This is a genomic window from Dankookia sp. P2 (assembly GCF_050632255.1).
GTDB lineage: Bacteria > Pseudomonadota > Alphaproteobacteria > Acetobacterales > Acetobacteraceae > Paracraurococcus.
Genome location: NZ_CP192581.1, coordinates 2,477,563 through 2,494,799, shown reverse-complemented (window position 1 = coordinate 2,494,799; position 17,237 = coordinate 2,477,563). Strand labels below are relative to the sequence as shown.

The 17,237-nt window shown below is 72.9% G+C and carries 15 protein-coding genes; 4 read left to right on the top strand and 11 right to left on the bottom strand.

What is annotated here, in order from left to right:
- Nucleotides 1-73: 73 nt before the first annotated feature.
- Together ACQ86J_RS14900 and ACQ86J_RS14895 are read left to right on the top strand one after the other, a co-directional pair.
- Complete coding sequence (locus ACQ86J_RS14900) at nt 74-964, top strand: DMT family transporter (RefSeq protein WP_431271708.1); 891 nt, start codon at nt 74-76, stop codon at nt 962-964.
- Nucleotides 965-1,167: 203 nt separating this feature from the next.
- The gene (locus ACQ86J_RS14895; RefSeq protein WP_431271707.1) at nt 1,168-3,303 is read left to right on the top strand and encodes a putative bifunctional diguanylate cyclase/phosphodiesterase; all 2,136 of its coding nucleotides are present in this window, start codon (nt 1,168-1,170) and stop codon (nt 3,301-3,303) included.
- A 36-nt stretch (nt 3,304-3,339) separates the two neighbouring features.
- Here ACQ86J_RS14895 and ACQ86J_RS14890 read toward each other — a convergent pair whose 3' ends face one another.
- Nucleotides 3,340-3,690: a DUF952 domain-containing protein gene (locus ACQ86J_RS14890; protein ID WP_431271706.1), complete on the bottom strand. Its 351-nt coding sequence runs from the start codon at nt 3,688-3,690 to the stop codon at nt 3,340-3,342.
- A 194-nt stretch (nt 3,691-3,884) separates the two neighbouring features.
- Here ACQ86J_RS14890 and htpG point away from each other — a divergent pair, with 194 nt between their 5' ends.
- A complete protein-coding gene (gene htpG / locus ACQ86J_RS14885) occupies nt 3,885-5,606 on the top strand; it encodes a molecular chaperone HtpG (protein WP_431271705.1) in 1,722 nt (573 codons plus the stop codon).
- 139 nt (nt 5,607-5,745) lie between these two features.
- On the opposite strand, the gene ACQ86J_RS14880 is transcribed toward htpG, so the two are convergent.
- Together ACQ86J_RS14880 and ACQ86J_RS14875 are read right to left on the bottom strand one after the other, a co-directional pair.
- On the bottom strand, nt 5,746-6,192 hold the full coding sequence (locus tag ACQ86J_RS14880) for a cell wall hydrolase (protein WP_431271704.1): 447 nt from the start codon (nt 6,190-6,192) through the stop codon (nt 5,746-5,748).
- Nucleotides 6,189-6,521 carry a hypothetical protein gene (locus tag ACQ86J_RS14875; protein WP_431271703.1) on the bottom strand — a complete coding sequence of 111 codons (333 nt, stop codon included), beginning with the start codon at nt 6,519-6,521 and terminating at the stop codon, nt 6,189-6,191. Before ACQ86J_RS14875 ends, ACQ86J_RS14880 begins: the two co-directional genes overlap by 4 nt.
- A 79-nt stretch (nt 6,522-6,600) precedes the next feature.
- On the opposite strand from ACQ86J_RS14875, the gene ACQ86J_RS14870 reads away from it, so the two are divergent.
- Entirely contained in the window at nt 6,601-6,816 is a 216-nt protein-coding gene (locus ACQ86J_RS14870; protein ID WP_431272412.1) for a hypothetical protein, read from the top strand.
- Between the two features lie 145 nt (nt 6,817-6,961).
- Here the strand turns inward: ACQ86J_RS14870 and terL are convergent, their stop codons facing one another.
- From terL to ACQ86J_RS14830, 8 genes are all read right to left on the bottom strand, one after another.
- Complete coding sequence (gene terL / locus ACQ86J_RS14865; RefSeq protein WP_431271702.1) at nt 6,962-8,404, bottom strand: phage terminase large subunit; 1,443 nt, start codon at nt 8,402-8,404, stop codon at nt 6,962-6,964.
- Entirely contained in the window at nt 8,379-8,699 is a 321-nt protein-coding gene (locus ACQ86J_RS14860; RefSeq protein ID WP_431271701.1) for a hypothetical protein, read from the bottom strand. Before ACQ86J_RS14860 ends, terL begins: the two co-directional genes overlap by 26 nt.
- Before the next feature lie 5 nt (nt 8,700-8,704).
- Nucleotides 8,705-11,023: a phage tail fiber protein gene (locus ACQ86J_RS14855; protein WP_431271700.1), complete on the bottom strand. Its 2,319-nt coding sequence runs from the start codon at nt 11,021-11,023 to the stop codon at nt 8,705-8,707.
- Between the two features lie 1,552 nt (nt 11,024-12,575).
- Nucleotides 12,576-13,430: a hypothetical protein gene (locus ACQ86J_RS14850; RefSeq protein ID WP_431271699.1), complete on the bottom strand. Its 855-nt coding sequence runs from the start codon at nt 13,428-13,430 to the stop codon at nt 12,576-12,578.
- A gap of 3 nt (nt 13,431-13,433) precedes the next feature.
- On the bottom strand, nt 13,434-14,003 hold the full coding sequence (locus ACQ86J_RS14845; RefSeq protein WP_431271698.1) for a hypothetical protein: 570 nt from the start codon (nt 14,001-14,003) through the stop codon (nt 13,434-13,436).
- 66 nt (nt 14,004-14,069) lie between these two features.
- On the bottom strand, nt 14,070-14,903 hold the full coding sequence (locus ACQ86J_RS14840; RefSeq protein ID WP_431271697.1) for a phage capsid protein: 834 nt from the start codon (nt 14,901-14,903) through the stop codon (nt 14,070-14,072).
- Between the two features lie 220 nt (nt 14,904-15,123).
- Entirely contained in the window at nt 15,124-15,837 is a 714-nt protein-coding gene (locus ACQ86J_RS14835) for a capsid assembly protein (protein ID WP_431271696.1), read from the bottom strand.
- Nucleotides 15,838-15,842: 5 nt separating this feature from the next.
- The gene (locus ACQ86J_RS14830; protein WP_431271695.1) at nt 15,843-17,237 is read right to left on the bottom strand and encodes a portal protein; all 1,395 of its coding nucleotides are present in this window, start codon (nt 17,235-17,237) and stop codon (nt 15,843-15,845) included.

Sequence of the window (17,237 nt, the reverse complement as noted above, 5' to 3'; positions counted from 1 at the left end):
GCCGCTTCTGCGATACCCTGGCGACAGTCCCGCGGGGTCCGACCTCGCCCATCAAGGACCGGGAGGATACCGCGTGAAGGGACCGGCGCTGCTGCTGGCCGGCATCGTGCTGTTCAGCCTGCTGGACGCGAACAGCAAGCTGCTCTCCGGCCAGTATGGCGTCGGGCAGGTGATCTTCCTGCGCTATGCCGTCCTGGTCCCGGCCTTCCTCGCCGCCCGCGCCATCCGGCCCGGCTTCGGCGGGCCGCTCGGCACGCGGCGGCCCGGGCTGCATGCCCTCCGCATCCTCGCCATGATGATCTCGGCCGCCAGCTTCTTCCTCGCCTTCCGGCAACTGCCGCTGGCCGCCGGCTACCTGGTCTTCTTCACCGCGCCGCTGATCACCCTCGCCCTGTCCGCCCTGGTGCTGCGGGAAGCGGTGCCGCGCGCCGCCTGGTTCTGGTGCCTGGCCGGCTTCGGCGGGGTGCTGCTGGCGGTGGCGCCGAAGCTCGGCGGCGGGGCCGGGCCGCTGGCCGGCTACCTGACCGTCCTGCTCGGCACCCTCGCCTTCGCCGTGTCGCAGACCGTCAACCGCCGGCTGCGGGACGAGCCCGGCCTGGTCGGCGTGGTGCTCTGGCCCGGCCTGGTCGGGCTGCTGGTCTTCGGGCCGATGGCCGCGCTGAACTGGGTGCCGGCGCCGCCGGTCGACCTGGCGCGGCTCGGGCTCAACGGGCTGCTCGCCGGCACCGCGGTGGTGCTGACCGCCGCCGCCTACCGGCATGCCGATGCCGCCCGCCTCGGCCCCTACGGCTTCGTCGCCCTGCCCGTCTCGGTCGGGCTCGATCTCGGGCTCTGGGGTGTCGCGCCGGACCCGGCGACGCTGCTGGGCGGTGCGGTGGTGGTCTTCGCCTGCGTGATGAGCGAGCGGGCGCGGCGGGCGGAGCCCGCCGGCCTGGCCCCGGTGCGGCTGCCGGCCCCGCCCTGAGCAGCCCGGCCACAGCGGCGACCGAACTCGGCAAGGGCTAAGGGATTCGAATATACGGGTTCACGATCGAGCGACTATTATCCGACCAATCCTCGCCGAACCCGCTGTGCCGGCCGAGATACGGATCAAGGAGCAACGATGTCTCGCGCCAGGACATGTGCGCCGCTGGCCGCCGGGGCGACCCGGGCCCCCGCCGTGCAGCCGTGACCGACGGCCTGTCCGCCGCCGCGCTGGCCGCCTTCCGGCCCGGCCTGGCGCCCTGCCCGGGCGCGGAATGCGAGCTCGTGGCGCAGCGCGAGCGTGCGCTGATCGAGGCGCTGGGGGTCGCCGTCTACACCGTCGACGCCGCCGGGCGGCTGACCTTCTACAACGCGGCCGCGGCCAGGCTCTGGGGCTATGCGCCGCCGCTCGGCGAGACGCTCTGGTGCGGGTCCCTGCGGCTGTTCGCCCCGGACGGCACGCCCATGCCGCACGACCAGACCGCGACGGCCACCTGCCTGCGGGAAGGCCGGCCGGTCAGTGGCCGCTGGGCCTTCGGCGAACGGCCGGACGGCAGCCGGGTGGCGATCGCGCCCTTTCCAAGCCCCCTGCGGGATGCCGCCGGGCGGCTGACCGGCGCGGTGAACGTCCTGGTCGACATCTCCGACCTGCAGGCCGCCGAAGCGGCGCGGGACGTCACCGAGGCCCGCTTCCGCGCCGCGCAGGAAGTCTCCCCGCAAGGCTTCATGGTCGGCCTGCCGGTGCGCGACGCCACCGGCCGGGTGGTGGACTTCACGCTCGACTACGCCAATCCGGAGGCGGCCCGGCTGTTTTCCCACCAGCGGATCGAGATGCAGGGCGCCTCGCTGCGGGCGCTTCTGCGCGGCGACCCGCGCGGCGGCGAGATCATCGAGGGCTATGCCCGCGTGCTGGCCAGCGGCGAGCCGCTACGGCGCGAGGCCCGCTTCGAGGTACCCAAGGGCGTGCTCTGGATCCGCAGCCAGACCATGCGGCTGGGCGAAGGCATCGCCATCGTCTTCGAGGACATCACCGAGTGGAAGGCGGCCGAGGCGCGCATCCGCCACCTGGCGCTGCATGACACGCTGACCGGCCTGCCGAACCGTGCCGCCTTCCAGGAACGCCTGGTCGAGGCGGTCGAGGCGAAGCGCGGCGTCGCCGTGCTCTCGCTCGACCTCGACGGCTTCCGGGTGGTGAACGATGCGCTCGGCCATGTGGTGGGCGACGCGTTGCTGCAGGAGGCGGCCGGGCGGCTCGACCGCTGCCTTGAGCCGGACGACCTGGCGGCGCGGCTGGGCGGCGACGAATTCGCCCTGCTGCTGTGCGGCGCCCTGGCCGGCGAGACGCTGCGCAGCCGGGCCGCCGGGATGGCGCGGCGGGTGCGGGAGGCGCTGACCCGCCCCTTCCTGCTCGGCGAGTACCGCGCCAGCATCGGCGTCACCATCGGCATCGCGGTGGCCGAGCATGACCGGCCCATGCCGCAGCCCGAGACGCTGCTGCGGCATGCCGACCTGGCGCTGTTCCGCGCCCGGGCGGAGGAGCGCGGCGGCCTGCGCTTCTTCGCCCCGCCCATGGCGGCGGAGCGCGAGACGCGCCTGCTGCTGCATGCCGACCTGCGGGAGGCGCTGGGCACCGGCGCGGTGACGCTGGCCTACCAGCCGATCTTCGACCTGAAGCAGAACCGGCCGACCGGCTTCGAGGCGCTGCTGCGCTGGACCCATCCCGGGCGCGGCCCGATCTCCCCGGCGGAGTTCATCCCGATCGCCGAGGAGACCGGGCTGATCCTGCCGCTTGGCGAATGGGTGCTGCGGCAGGCCTGCGCCGATGCGGCGCGGCTGCCGGCGCATGTGAAGGTGGCGGTCAACCTGTCGCCGGTGCAGTTCGTCGGCGGCGAGGTGGCCCGCGTGGTGCGGGAGGCGCTGGAGGCCGCCGGCCTGGCGCCGCAGCGGCTGGAGCTGGAGATCACCGAATCCGTGCTGCTGCAGCGGAACGACGCGGTGCTGGCCAGCCTGCGGGAGCTGCGGGCGATGGGCGTGCGCATGGCGCTCGACGATTTCGGCACCGGCTATGCCTCGCTCGGCTATCTCCGCACCTTCCCCTTCGACAAGATCAAGATCGACCAGTCCTTCGTGCGCGACGCCGTGGGACGGCCGGATTGCCTGGCGATCGTCCGCTCGGTCGCCGGGCTGGCGGCCGAGCTGGGGATGACGGCGACGGCCGAAGGGGTCGAGGGGCCGGAGCACCTGGCGATGGTGCGCGGCGCCGGCTGCGGCGAGGCGCAGGGCTACCATCTGGGGCGGCCGATGCCGCTGGCGACGGTGGCCGCGCTGCTGGAGGGGTAGGGGACGGGTGCGGGCAAAGCCGGGAAGACGGGGCCTCTAGGGAATCTCCACCGGAAACACGTGCCGCCCATCCGCCCCGAGCGGCAGCGGCGTGACGCTGGCCACCGCGGCGAGCGGAAGCGCACCGTAGAGATGCGGGAAGAGCCCGGGCCGGCTGCCCGCCGGCTCCCAGCGCAGCGCCGCGCCGAGCGCCGCGGCCTTGACCGCCACCAGCAGCAGGTCGGCCTCCCCCGCCCGGTGCTTCGCCGCGCTGGCGCGCAGCTGGCCGGCCGCCGAGAAATGCAGGAAGCCGTCGCGCCGGTCGTCGGCGCTGCCGTGGTACTCGCCGGTCCGCTCGGCCTGCCGCCAGTCCGCCGCACGGACCATGGTGTAGATCGTCGCGTCCATCGCTGACCCTCCGTGCCGGTTGAAAGCCGGGCAGGGCTCCCGCATATCGCCCCTCGTTTCAGACGTCACCTGTTGGGGGAACACCGTGAGCGAGACCGTGGAGCGGCATGAATTCGGCGCCGAGGTCGGGCGCCTGCTGGATCTCGTGGTGCACGCGCTCTATTCCGAGCGCGAGATCTTCCTGCGCGAAGCTGGTGGCCAATGCCGCCGACGCCGTCGATCGCCGCCGGTTCGAGGCGCTGACCAGGCCGGAGCTGGCATTGCCGGAGGTGCCGAAGCTTCGCATCCTGCCGGACAAGGAAGCCCGCACCCTCACCATCTCCGATGCCGGGATCGGCATGGGCAAGGCGGAGCTGGTCGAGCATCTCGGCACCATCGCCCGGTCCGGCACCCTGGCCTTCGCCAAGTCGCTGGCCGAGGCGCCGGCCGCCGACAAGCCGAGCCTGATCGGCCAGTTCGGCGTCGGCTTCTATTCCGCCTTCATGGTCGCCGACCGGGTCGAGGTGACCTCGCGCCGCGCTGGCACGGAGGAGGCCTGGCTCTGGGCGTCGGAAGGGAAGGGCGACTACACGCTCGCCCCGGCCGAGCGGGCCGAGGCCGGCACCGACATCGTGCTGCACATGAAGGCCGATGCCGAGGAATTCCTCGAGCCCTTCCGGCTGCAGACGATCATCCGCAAATGGGCCGACCACATCGCCATCCCGATCACCGTGGCGCGGGACGGCCAGGACGAGCCGGCGAACGAGGGCACCGCGCTCTGGCGGAAGGCGAAGTCGGACGTCACCGAGGAGCAGTACGCCGAGTTCTACCGCCACGTCGCGCACGCCTTCGACACCCCCTGGTCGACGCTGCACTGGCGGGCGGAGGGCATGCTCGACTTCGCCGCGCTGCTCTTCGTCCCCGGCATGAAGCCCTTCCAGGCCGTGGAGGGCGAGCGCGAGAGCCGCGTCCGCCTGCATGTCCGCCGCATGTTCATCACCGAGGAAGCCGCGCTGCTGCCGCCCTGGCTGCGCTTCGTCCATGGCGTGGTGGATACCGAGGACCTGCCGCTGAATGTCAGCCGTGAGATGCTGCAGGCGACGCCGGTGCTGGCCCGCATCCGCAAGGCGGTCACCAGCCGCGTGCTGTCCGAGCTGAAGACGCGGGCGAAGGACGCGGAGGACTACGCCAAGTTCTGGGAGGAATTTCGGCCCGGTGCTGAAGGAGGGCATCTTCGAGGATGCCGAGCACCGCAAGGACATCGCCGCGCTGCTGCGCTTCGCTCCTCGGCCGTCGAGGGCTGGACCTCGCTGGCCGACTACGTCTCCCGGATGAAGGAGGGGCAGGAGGCGATCTACATCCTCTCGGGCGACGACGCTGCGGCGCTCGCCGCCTCCCCGCAGCTTGAGGGCTTCCGCGCCAAGGGCGTCGAGGTGCTGCTGCTGTCGGACCACATCGACGCCTTCTGGCCCGACCGGCTGACCGAGTTCGAGGGCAAGCCGGTCCGCAGCGTGACCCAGGGCACGGTCGACCTGTCGAAGGTCGCGGGCGGCGAGGCGGCGGGCGAGGCGGCCGACGTCACCGCCCTGCTGGCGCTGCTGAAGGAGGCGCTGAAGGACCAGGTCTCCGAGGTCCGCGCCACCGACCGGCTGGTGGACAGCGCCGTGGTGCTGGCGGCGCCGCAATACGGCCCCGACCTGCAGATGCAGCGCCTGCTGCGCCGCGCGGGCCGGGAGACCGGCGGGGCGCTGCCGGTGCTGGAGGTGAACCCTCGGCACAAGCTGATCGCCAGGCTGGCGGCGAATGCGGCGGGCGACCCGCTGCTGGGCGAGACGGCCGGGCTGCTGCTCGACCTCGCGCGGGTGCAGGACGGCGATGTGCCGCGCGACCCGGCAGCCTTCGCGCGGCGGGTGGCGGCGGCGCTGGCCTTGGGGTGAGAAAGGCCGGTGGAGAAGGTATTCTCCCCGGACCCCCTCATCTATTTTTCCGGGTCTGGCATTTGCCACGCGGCGGCAGCCGACTCACAAAAGGGAAGGGTGGGGTTTGGGGAGGGAACACCTGTTTCCCTCCCCAACCTTACCGCAGCCGGTAAAAGACCAACCCGCCGATCTCGGCGCTCGGCACCTGCCCCAGCGCCCAGCCCGGCAGCACCTCCGCCGCATGCCAATGCGTCGCCCCTTCCGTCGGGTCCGGCAGCGCGCCGGCCACCGCCCGCACCGCGACGCGGCGGCAGATCGCCAGCGCCGAATCCTCGGCGCGCGCCGCCTCCAGCAGCGCCGCCCGCCGCGGGTGCCGCGGCATCCAGCAGCCGAACAGGAAGGGCGCCCGGCAGGCCCGCGCCAGCAGCGCCGGCCAGGCCTCCCCGGCCGTGGCGCCCGGGGCGAAGCGCGCCAGGTCGGCCGCATCCCGCCCCGCCTGCCGCGCCCGGTTCACCACCAGCGCGGCCAGCGCCTCGATCGCCCGCACCGGCCGGTCGCCGGCCTCGGCCCGCAGGGTCAGCGCGAGGATCTCGGGCGCGGTCATGCCACGTCCTCCCCCACCACGCCGCGGCTGCGGGCGGGCACCTGGGTGCAGCGCCGCACCTCCTCCAGCTTCGACTCGATCCGCAGCAGGTGCTGCGACAGCCGCTGGTCCACGTCGCGGATGAGGGAGAGCGGCACATAGGCGCGCGCGACCTCGAGCTTGAACTCGGCCAGCTCGTCGCGGGTGCGGGTGACTACCTCGCTCTCGCGCTGGTCGCTGCGCTCGATCCGGTCCTGCATGTCGCGGCGCAGGCCGTGCAGCATGTGGAACAGGGCGGCGACGATCGGCGCCTCGATCGCCGTGATCCACCAGGTCGGCTCGATCTGCATGGCGGGTCTCCTTGAAGGGTGGGCCCGGCGCGCCCACCCTGCGGGGATGCGCGACCGGGACGATGCGAAAACCGTGACGATGTGGAACGAGCCCTATCTGGAAAGCTGCTGCCGCTCGGCGCTGCACCGGCTGACCCTGGTGGGGCCGCCGGGCCGGCCGGATGGGCTCAAGGACGGGCCCTGCCTGGCCCGGCTCGACGCCATGGGCCTTGCGCGGCGGCGCGAGGACGGGCGCTGGGAGATGACCGCGGACGGCGCCGCGCGGCATGCGCGGGAGGTGCTGCGGCAGGAGTAGGAAGGCCGGGGAGAAGGTATTCTCCCCGGACCCCTCATCTATTTTTCTGAGTCTGGCAGCCACCGCGCGGCGAATGCCAGACTCACAAAAAGGAAGGGTGGGGCTTGGGGAGGGAATACTTTTCCCTCCCCAACCTTCCCTCCTGTCACACCCCGCGCCACGGCATCCCGCGCACCGCCGGCGGCAGCTGCGGCAGCCGGACCGGCTCGTTCAGCAGGCAGCCGGCCACCGCGTCCAGCGCGTCATCCCGGCCATTGGCCGCATCCGGCCGCCAGGCCGCCATCTCCGCCGCGAAGCGGGTGCGGAAGATGCCGGCATGGGCGTGCAGCCGGCGCCCGGCGAGTGCCGGGTCGAAGGCGGACAGGATGCGCTCGGCCTTGGCGCGGCGGCTGGCATGCTCGATCACCGTGCAGGGGGCGTTGGCACGGGCCAGCTCCCGCCGCAGCAGCGCCGGCAGGAAGCGGCCGAGCCCGTTGGTCTCGACCCGCACCACCGGCAGCAGCAGGTCCCGCAGCACGCCGGCGACCGCCTGGCATTGCTGCGTCGCCGGATCCACCGCGCTGTCCGGGTCGTGCGTCAGATAGGCGAGGCGATGCAGGTAGCTGTTGGACTCGCCATCGACATAGACGCAGGCCAGCACGCTGGCATCGCCGATGCCCGGCCGGCCATAGGCCGGGTCCCAGAAGCCGCCGCCGGAGAGCAGCCGCCGGCCGAGCAGCGAGAGCTGCGCCCGCCCGCCGGCCTCCCTGTATTCCGGCTCCTCCGCGTAGCGGATGATCAGCGCGGGATCGAGCCGCAGCGCCGCCGCGGCAACCGGCTGCAGCAGCATCTGCCGGGCGAAAGCGAGCGGCCCGACCCGGCTGCGCAATGCCTCGATACCCGAAGGGGTGAAGCGTTCCGGCCAGGCGCTCTCGCCATTCGCGTCCAGCAGCGGCAGCACCAGGCGGCGGTAGCCCTGCAGGAGGGCGTCCTCGGCGCCGGGCGCGGCATAGATCGTCTCGGCGCAATGCGGCGTGCCGACGAACAGCAAGGTGCCGCCGGGCACCAGGATGAACTCGCATTCCGCCAGCCGCGCCCGCAGCTCCTCCCGCTTCGCCGGCGTGTCGCAGTTGCTGGCGACCTCGACGTCGTCGCAGATGATGAGGTCGGCACGGGCGCCGGTGATGTTGCCCGTCAGCCCCTGCGCCAGCATGGACGGATCGCGCAGCACCGCGCGGCGCTGCACGGTGAAGCGGTCCATCGCCCAGTCGCCGGGCCCGCTCGGGCGCAGGCCGGCGCAGAGCGGGTGGCGTTCTAGGATGCGCCGCACCTGCGCCACCATCTTCACCGCCAGTGCCTGGTCGGCGGCCAGCACCAGGATGCGCGTGTCGGGCTCGCGCAGCAGGCGCCAGGCGCAGAACAGCCCGACCATGGTGGACTTGCCGCAGCCGCGGAAGGCCATCAGCAGCAGGCGGTGGTCCTGCGCATCCTGCCGCGCCTGCAGCCAGCGGGCGATGCGGCGATGCGGCGCCGGCGTCGGCTGGCCCTGGACGTGGTTCCAGATCCAGGCGGATTCGAGGAAGTCAGGCGTCGCCTCCTGGGTCGCCATCGGGGTCCTCCTGCTCTTCGGTTGCATCGTCGGTGAGGCAGCGGCGCGCCTCGGCGAGGATCGCGCCGACGGCGTCCACCTGCGCCGGGTTGCCGGCCGCCTCCGCGCGTTTCTCGATGTCGGCGATATGCGCCATGGCGGAGCGGCCGGCGGCGTTCCAGGCCGCGAAGTTCTTCGGGTCGCGGCGTTCCGCCGGGTCCACGGGGGTGGTGAGGAAGTCGAGATAGGCTTCGAAGACCAGCTGCGCCGCGGCGGCGTAGTCGAGGTCGAGCTGCAGCCCGCGCCGGTTCGCCATGCGTGTCACGCCCGTGGTTTCAGCGCGCGGACGAGGAGCGTGCCCGGGCCGAGGTCGATGGCGAGCGTCGCATGGCGGTTGGTGGCCCGCGTGGTCACCGTGCCGGCGCTGCCGGTGGTGGTGACGGCCGCGCTCCACTCGACGAAGGCCGAGGCGCCACCGGTGAAGCCGGCCTGGACGAAATCGCCGTTCTGCACGTTCGGCAGCGTGACCGCCTGCGACGCATTGCCGCCGGCCGCGATGCTCGGCGGATCGTAGGCGAGCGAGGCCGAGAGCTTCCGCGTGCCCCAGGTGCGACCGGCGCCGGCCAGCACCATCGGCGCCTCGGTCGCCGGAACATAGAGCCGCAGCGACTTCAGCGCGGCGGCGGCATTGCCGCCGCGCACGCCGATGATGGCGAAGGCGGCGTTGGGCGCCAGCGTGACGCGCTGCAGCCGGTTCAGCGCCAGGCCGCCGGTCAGGCTGTCGAGGTCCGCATTGCCCTCCCACCAATAGGATGGGCTGCCCTGGAAGACCGCGTTCATGTTGGACCAGAGCGCCGTGGCGCTGCCGTCCAGCACGGCCTCCGCCGCATCGAACTGCATCGCCATCGGCCGCAGCCCGCTGCCCTCGGCGGCCAGGAAGAACTCCTTGCAGGTGGAGCAATCGACGACGAAGGCGATCGCCCGGCTGGTCGGCACCGTGACGGTATCCGCATCCAGCCCGATGGAGGACAGGCCGGCGAAGCAGAAGCCGTTGAGGGTCGTGGGCGGCCCGGCGGGATTGCCGGACAGCACGGCCAGCCCCTCGAAGCCAATCGAGGCGCCGTCCCAGCGGAAGGCGCGGGCGCGGAGGTTCGACGCATCGGCGACAAGCCGCGGCGTGCCGAGCGCGGCGGCGGCCTGGTGCAGCGGCAGCACGGTGCCGCCGGCCCGCGTCGCGCCGGCGTAATCCACCGCGCAGCCGGTAAAGCCATAGGTGCCGACATAGCCCACCTCGTAGCGCGCATCCGAGAAGCCGCCGGTATGGCGCGCGACGAAGGGGGAACAGGCCTCCATCCGGATGCCGGTGGCGATCAGGCCACGGCCATCGACCTCCAGCAGGAAGGGGATGGCATCGACCGTGCCGGGCGTGCCCTGGCGCTGCAGCTCGAAGGCCGGGCCGGTGAAGAGATGCGCGTTGTGCAGCCGATAGGCGCCGGCAGCGGCCGAGAGCCGCACGCCGAAGCGCCCGGTCCCCGGATTGGTCGCGGCGGAGCAGGCGAAGTGGCCGCCCTGATGGCGCAGCGAGTTCATCCAGCCGCTGGCGGTCAGCGTCCGCAGGTCGAGCCCGATGCGGTTGTCGACGATCCGGCCATAGCGCAGGTCGCTGTCCTCGCAGCCGCGCGCGTCGCCCACCAGCTGCACGCCGATGGTGAAGCGCTCGGCGCGGCGGATATCGACGACGCAGGCATCGATGTTGCGGATGCGGATGCCGACATCCGCCTCGTCCAGCCAGTCGCTCTGCAGCGCGCGGAAGACTGCGAGGCCGGTATAGGACTTGCGCTGGTTGTTCGCCGTCCCGCCATCGCCGAGGGTCAGCGCCGCATGGCCGCCCGGGCCGGCATAGAGGATGGTGCCGCGCATGCTCAGCCCTGCCGCGGCGCCGGGCAGCAGCAGCGGCATGGTGGTGCGGAAGCTGCCCTCGCCGATCTCGAGCAGCTTGCCGCTGGCGGCCGCGGCATTCATCGCCGCCTGCAGCGCCGGGCCGTCATCCGCGGCCCCGTCGCCGACCGCGCCGAAGTCGCGGGCCGAGAGATGCTCGGCCAGCTTGTCCTCAACCGTGCGCGGGATGCCGCCGGGGAAGGGAGCGGTCATCGTGCCCTCGCCGCGGTCGAAGACCGTGACGCCGCCGGTACTGTCGAAGCCGAGCAGCCGGTTGGCCCGCGCCGTGGGCAGCGGCAGGGTCGCGGCACCGCCGACCTCGGACGGGTCGAGGCGGAGCGCGTTGCCGAGCTCCTCCTTCACCTCCTGCAGCGCGGCGACCTGGTAGTCCAACTCGTCGTTCAGGGTGCGGGCGCGGAGGATGCCATTCGCCTGGAAGTCGCTGGTGCGGGCCACGGCCAGGTTGCGCCGGAGCGTGATGCGGTGCGCGGCGGCGGGCGGCGCGTCGAAGACCACGGTGCCGCCTTCGGACGCACCGGCGCCGGTGACGCTGTAGCCGGAGGCGAGGACGAGGCCGTCGAGCCGGACCTCGAGATCCGCGGCGGCGAAGATCGGGAAGGGATAGGTGAAGCTGGCCTGGGTGCCATCGGCCAGGTACTGCACGCGCGGCGCGATGTCGCCGATCCTGATGTGCTCGTCCATCGGGCGAAGGACTCCGAAAAGGGGGTGTAGGGGGACCATGTCCCCCTCGGCTGCGCAAGGAGGGTTGGTGTGGCGGCTGCTTGCGCAGCCGCCTGATCGAGCAGGCTTCGCGTGGCGAAGCCGAAGGTGCGGCCGCTCTGCAGCAGGGCGGTGAAGGTGCCGTCCGGGTTCAGCAGGCTGATGCGGCCCTGCGCCAGGCGGGCCCGCAGCGTCGCGTCTTCGGCGCTCTGCGCCGCCGCGGCTTCCTGCGTGAGGCCCGCTGTGAGCGCGCCGGCCGAGCCGGCATCGGGCGCGACGCCGGAGGCCGCGAGCCGCGCCCGCGTGGTGGCAATGGTCTTCGAAAGCGCCAGCGCGCGCTGTTGCTCGTCCTGCTGCTGCTGCGCCAGCAGGGCCTGCTGGCGCGCCGCCTCCTGCTGCTGCGCGATCTGCACCTGTGCCTTGTTCAATGCGTTCTGCTGCTGCGCCTGGCGGGCATTGCCGTAGATGGAAGCGCCAGCCCCGACCAGGGTGGCGAGCGAGGCGAGTGCGGCCATCAGTCGGTGATCCTCATATCCGTGGTGACGGAAAGCAGCGTCATCGGCAGCGGCGCGGTCGTCGGCGATGCGCCAGAGCGGCGCCAGCGCGTCGCGCTGCCAACCGATGCCGCGCAGCCGGATGTCGCCGGTGAAGGCCGGCGGCGCCGCGTCCAGCAGCGCCGTGCCGAGCCGGCGGAAGGAAACGGGGACCGGCCCGCGGCCGAGATCGACGGCGAGCGCCTTGGTCTCCAGCAGCCGGAAGGTGACCGAAACCAGCCGCAGCGGCGCCGCCCCGGTGCCGCCGGGGATGGCGAGGTCGGGCGGCAAGGGCGTGACCTCATGCGCGAAGGGCAAGCCGACCTGGACGCGGCGCGCCGGCGGGTCGAGCGTGACGGCGCCGTCCGTGACCTGGGCCGTGCCGCGCGGCGCGCCATCGGCAAGGATGCCGACCACGCGGCCCTCGAGGTGATCCAGTCCGGTCCAGGTGTCCTGCTCGACCGCGGCGCTGCCATCCAGTGCGGCGTCGAGCGCCAGCGCATCGTCGAAGCGCTCGAGCCGCAGCGTGCCGGCGCGCTCCACCACTGCCCAGACCGTGCCCTCGATATCGGCCAGCGAGCGGACGAGGCCGTCTGTCTCCTGGCCGGTCCAGGCGGTGACCTGCTCGGCGCGATAGAGCGTCAGCGTCGCCAGGCTGCCATCCGCCATCGCCACGTGCAGCAGGCGGCGGCGCTGGTCGTAGGTCATCGCCACCGGGTCCCGCACCAGGTGCTGCGAGATCAAGGCGAGGTCGTTCGCCTGGTAGAGCTGCTGCAGGTCGGTATAGGTGAACTCGAAGACGCCGCGCCCGCTGCGGGCGGCGAAGATGGTCGCGCCGTCGACATCGACCGGCGGCACCAGCCGCGCGACCGGCGAGCCGACCCGGGTCTGCCGGTTTAGCTGGACGCTGCCCGGGGTCAGCGGCGCGCCCGACACCATCCATTCGGCGCCTGAGGTGAAGACCTGCAGGTGCTGGCCGGAGAAGACGCCGCGGATGGCGTTCACCTGGTCGGAGACCAAGCCAGCTCGATCGCCTGGTCGTCCAGCCCGGTACCGAGGTCGAAGTTGAACAGGTCGCCGGTGCGGGACAGCCAGAGCCGGTTCGGCAGGTCGCGCGAGCCGCCCAGCACCAGCCGGTCCTGGTGGAAGCAGAGCGTGGCGGGCCAGCCGCGCACGGCGGAGAAGGCGGCCTCCTCCCAATCCGTGGTCGCGGCGGTGCCGGCCAGCGTCTCCTCGACCGTCGCGGTGGCTTGCGTCGCACTGGCGACGGCGGTGACCAGCACCTGCTTGCCGCCGAGGCGGAAGCGCACGCCGGCATGGCCCGCCTGGAAGACGGCGGCGGAGGCGGTCAGCGTCACCGTGCCGGCGGTGGCGGAAGCCGCCAGCGTGGCCTCGGCGAAGCGGGTGAAGGGCTCCCGCGCGAAGGCCCAGGGCGCCACGGTCCAGGCGGTATGACTGGTGCGGGCGACGCGCTGCGGCGGCATCTCGGGGTGGCAGAGCAGCAGCGTGTCGGCGCTCTGGGTGAAGGCGAGCTGCGGCAGCATCGCCGCGGTCCAGGGGCCGGCCACCTGCGCCACCTGCGCGTCGCCGACGAAAACGCGCAAGGCGCCTTCGGTCAGCACCAGCAGGTAGATCTGCTCGGTGTTGAACTCGAAGGCGATCAGCTTCGCCGCACCCGGCAGCATCGCCACATGGCGCAGGCCGGGGCGGCGGGTGACGCCGCCGGTCGGCTGGATGAAGACGTTGCGCAGCCGCCGCGCGCCATTGGCGCTGGCGCGCAGATCGGGCCGGCCGAGCAGCTCGGGCGCCAGCTCGCCCGCGGTGAAGCTGGTCTTCAGCGTGCGGGTCTGCGCCATGGCTCAGCCCCGCACCGAGACCAGCGGGAAATCCTCGATCGCGCGCGGCGTCGCCTGCTGGCTGTCGGCGCGGCGTGCGGCGCGGAACTCGGCCTCCGCCTGTGCGGCCAGCAACTGGGCGCGACCTGTGTTCTCGGTGATCGGGATGCAGAACTCGGCGGCCAGGCGGGCAACCAGCGCGGCGGCGAAATGCGGCGTGAAGCCGCTCTCGTCCGGGCGGAAGATCTGGGTCAGCACCACTTGGTCCGCGTTGCAGTGCAGCCGGTCCTCGAGGATGCGGTAGGCGAGGCCGCGGCCGCGCTCCGGGTTGCCCGCCGAGAGCGCGCGGAGGAAGCCGGCTGGCAGCTGGAAGGCGTGCCGGAAATCCGCGGTGGGTGTGGCCGCCAGCCGCGGCAAGGTCGCCTGGCCGGTGGCGAAGCTCCAGGGGTGGGCCGCCAGCAGCGCGTCGCGCAGGCCGGGATAGAGGTTGGCCGCGACCTCGGCCTCGGCGGTGCCTTCGTCGAACGAGGCGATGGGCTGCGCGCCGAGCTTCAGCAGCGCGCGCGCGCAGAGCGCGAGGGCGGAGAGGGCCATCGGGGGACTCCGGCAGGGGAAAAGGGAGAAGGCCCCGTCCCGGACGGGACGGGGCCGGGACGCGCGCTATTCCTTGCAGCGCATCCGCACGAGGCCGGTATCGGCCACCAGCACCGCGCCCTGGCTCATCATCGTGTTGACGAAATGCGCGGCGCGGTCGCCGTGCCAGGTGATGTCGGTGCTGATCTCGGCCGCCGCGGCATGGCCGATGGCGGTCTTGTGGTAGAAGTAGCAGTAGCGCAGCGCGCCGTTCCTGGTCAGGCCGCTATGCGGGATCCAGGTGGCGCCGAGCCAGCGCTTCGCCTGGGTGCCCTTCCAGGGCAGCTCGGCATCGCCGATATACTGCGCATTGGCGAATCCCTGGATGGTCAGCAGCTCGCTCCACTGCTTCCAGCCGACGACGGCGTAGCGCTGGCCGTCATCCGGGACATCGGCATTGCCGAGCATCTGGAAGGCCAGCAGCACCTTGGCGCGGGTCAGGCCGTCGGTGTCGGTCTCGCCGCTGCCGGTGCCGATCGCTTCCCGCGTGCCGCTGTCCATCGCGGCGATGATCAGCTCGTCCGTCTTGCGGCCGAGGGCATAGGCGCCGGCATTGGCGGCGACGGTGCGCTCGTCGATGTTGGTCTTCAGCTCGTCCATCCGGTCGACCCAGTCGCCGGCGTAGTAGTCCTGCAGGAAGCACTCGACCGAGGTGTGGTCGATGTTCATCACCGGGACGACGCCGTTGCGCGCCTTGGCGGCGGCGGTGCCGGTGCCGACGCGCTGGAAGATGGTGGAGGCGCCGCGCACCTCCGACTTGCTGCGCACGGTCGGGCGCAGCTTGGAGCCCTGACGCTGGTAGGCCTCCTGCACCTCGGCCTGGTACTGCTTGATGAAGGCCTGGTCGATCGACGCGGACATGCTGCGGTCCTTCTCTGCGTGGCGGAAAATGCGCGCCGCGCGGGTTGGCCGGCGGTGCCGGGCCCTTGCGGCGCGCGCGGCCGCGCGCCCGCATTCGCGGGTTGAGCGCGGCCTGACATGGGGCGGGGGCGGGCGGCGCGCGGCAGCCTTGCGGCCGGCGCAGCCGCCCGCCCCCGGAACGGCGGGGCGAGCCTCGGGGGTGGCTCAAGCCCCGCCGGGTTCAGCTGCCGACGAGGCGGCGGAAGCCGTCGGTCACGCGCTGGATGAATTGCGGGTCGCGCGCCCGCCAGTAGCGCGGGTCGCGCATCATCGCCCGCAGCTCGCCTTCGCTGTCCGGCGCCGGCGCGGCGGTGTCGCGGCCGAGGCCGGGCTCCTGCCCGCGCATCATCTGCTCCAGCGCCATCACGCCCTCGGCGGTGGAGGCGAGCGCGGCATAGACCGGCGCCGGCAGCTTGGCCTGGCCCCAGGCGGCGAGCTGCGCCGCCATGCGACGGAAGGCGTCCTCCCCGCCATAATGCTGGATCAGCACGGCGCGCTGGCGGTCGGCCTCGTATTGCGCCGCGGCCTCGGCGATCAGCGGCAGCAGGCGTTCCGCCGCCAGGTCGTAGACCAGCTGCGCCTGGTCGTTGGAGAAATGCGCCGCGTGCAGCCTTCCGTTGATCTCGGGATCGGCGCAGCAGAGGTCGTGCGGTGCGGCGATATCATAGCCATCGGCGCTGTCGGGGATGCCCATCGCCTGGCGGAAGCGGGCCAGCTCCTCGGGCGCCGCGTCGGGTGCGGGGCGGCCGGCGCGCTGCGACATGCGGCGCTCCAGCTCAAGGTAGGATTTCAGCAGCGCATCGACGCGCACCGCGCCGGTCGCGTCGCGGAATTTCTCGGGTACCTCCGGCATCGGGGGCACCGCGTCGATCGGCTGCAGCAGGTCCTCGGGCATGCGGGTCACTCCCGGATGGGGTTGGTGGGGACAAGCACCTCGGCCGGCGCGCCGAGCGTCTTCGCCAGCCAGCGCGTCGCCGCGGCGGCATCGAGCTGCGCCGCGGCATTGCCGCCGAGCGCGCCGACCGCCTGGAGAAACAGCAGCGTGTTCGCCGCATCGGCGCGGCCCTGCAGGCGGGCCAGCGGGCTTTCGTAGCGCAGCGCCACGTCGCGGCCGTCGAGCAGCAGTGGCGGGATCTCGCCGCGGCGGCGGAGGATGGCCAGGCAGCGCGTCACCAGCGGCGTCAGCAGCTCGGTCTGCAGGCGGCCATAGGTGGCGCCGAGCAGCCGCGCCGCCTGGGCGCCGCGTTCCAGCACCTCGGTCGCGGTCATCGGCGCCGATTGCAGCGGGCCGATCCGGTCGGCCAGCAGCGCGGTGCGGATGCGCGCGCGCAGGTCCTGCAGCACGAGCTGCGAGACATCGAAGTTGCCGGGCGCCGCCAGCGGCGTGAGGCCGGCGCTGCCCGGCGCCTTCGGGATGATGGCGCCGGGGACCAGCTTCACCGTGTCCGGGTTCAGCACGCCGTCATCCTCGGCCTGCCAGATGCCGGTGACGGCGATGGAGGCGTTCTTGAGGACGAGCTCGACCACCCTGTTGGCGGTGCGGATGTCGGGCAGCGCCTTCATCACCGGGCCGCGGCCATAGGTCTCGCCCGGCGCCTTCAGCCAGCGGAAGGCGATGGCCGGGCTTTCGGCGAAGCGGCCCTCGGCCAGCAGCAGCGGCGTGGCGGGATCGGCGAGGATCGCGGCGTAGCGCGTCATGCCGCGCTCCGGCCAGACGGCTTCCAGCACCGGGTGCTGGGCCGGGTCCTCCGCGTCGGCCGCCGGCAGCGCCGTGCCGGGGAAGCGGGCGCGGATCTGCGCCGCGGTCAGCCGCGCCTGGCGCCAGATGGTCGAAAGCCGGCCATCCGGCCCTTCCTCCAGCACCGCGCTCCGCACCGGCACCGCGGTGAAGCGCAGCGCCGAGGCCTCGCCGAGCGGGGCTTCCTCCACCAGCAGCAATCCGGTGCCGGCGACCACCAGATCGAGGAAGGCCTGGTGCATCTCGATGGTGAAATCCGAGCGGTCGAGATGCCCCTGCAACGTCGCCGCCGCGTCTTCCAGGGCCTCGGCCGCGGCGCGGTCCTCGACGGGTCGAGCAGGCGCCAGCCCGAACCAGCGGGACCAGGGCGGGGTCAGCTCGGCCAGCAGGGAGGCGGCAAGCTGCTCGGCGCCATCCGCCGCGGTCGCGTCGAACAGTGCGGGCGCCGCGGCGGGCCCGGGCAGGACATGGTCGTAGCAGGCCTGCCAGACCGGCTCGAGCGGGCGGCGCCGCTCCAGCGCCGCGGCGTGGCGGGCGAGCATCTCGGTCGCGTCCAT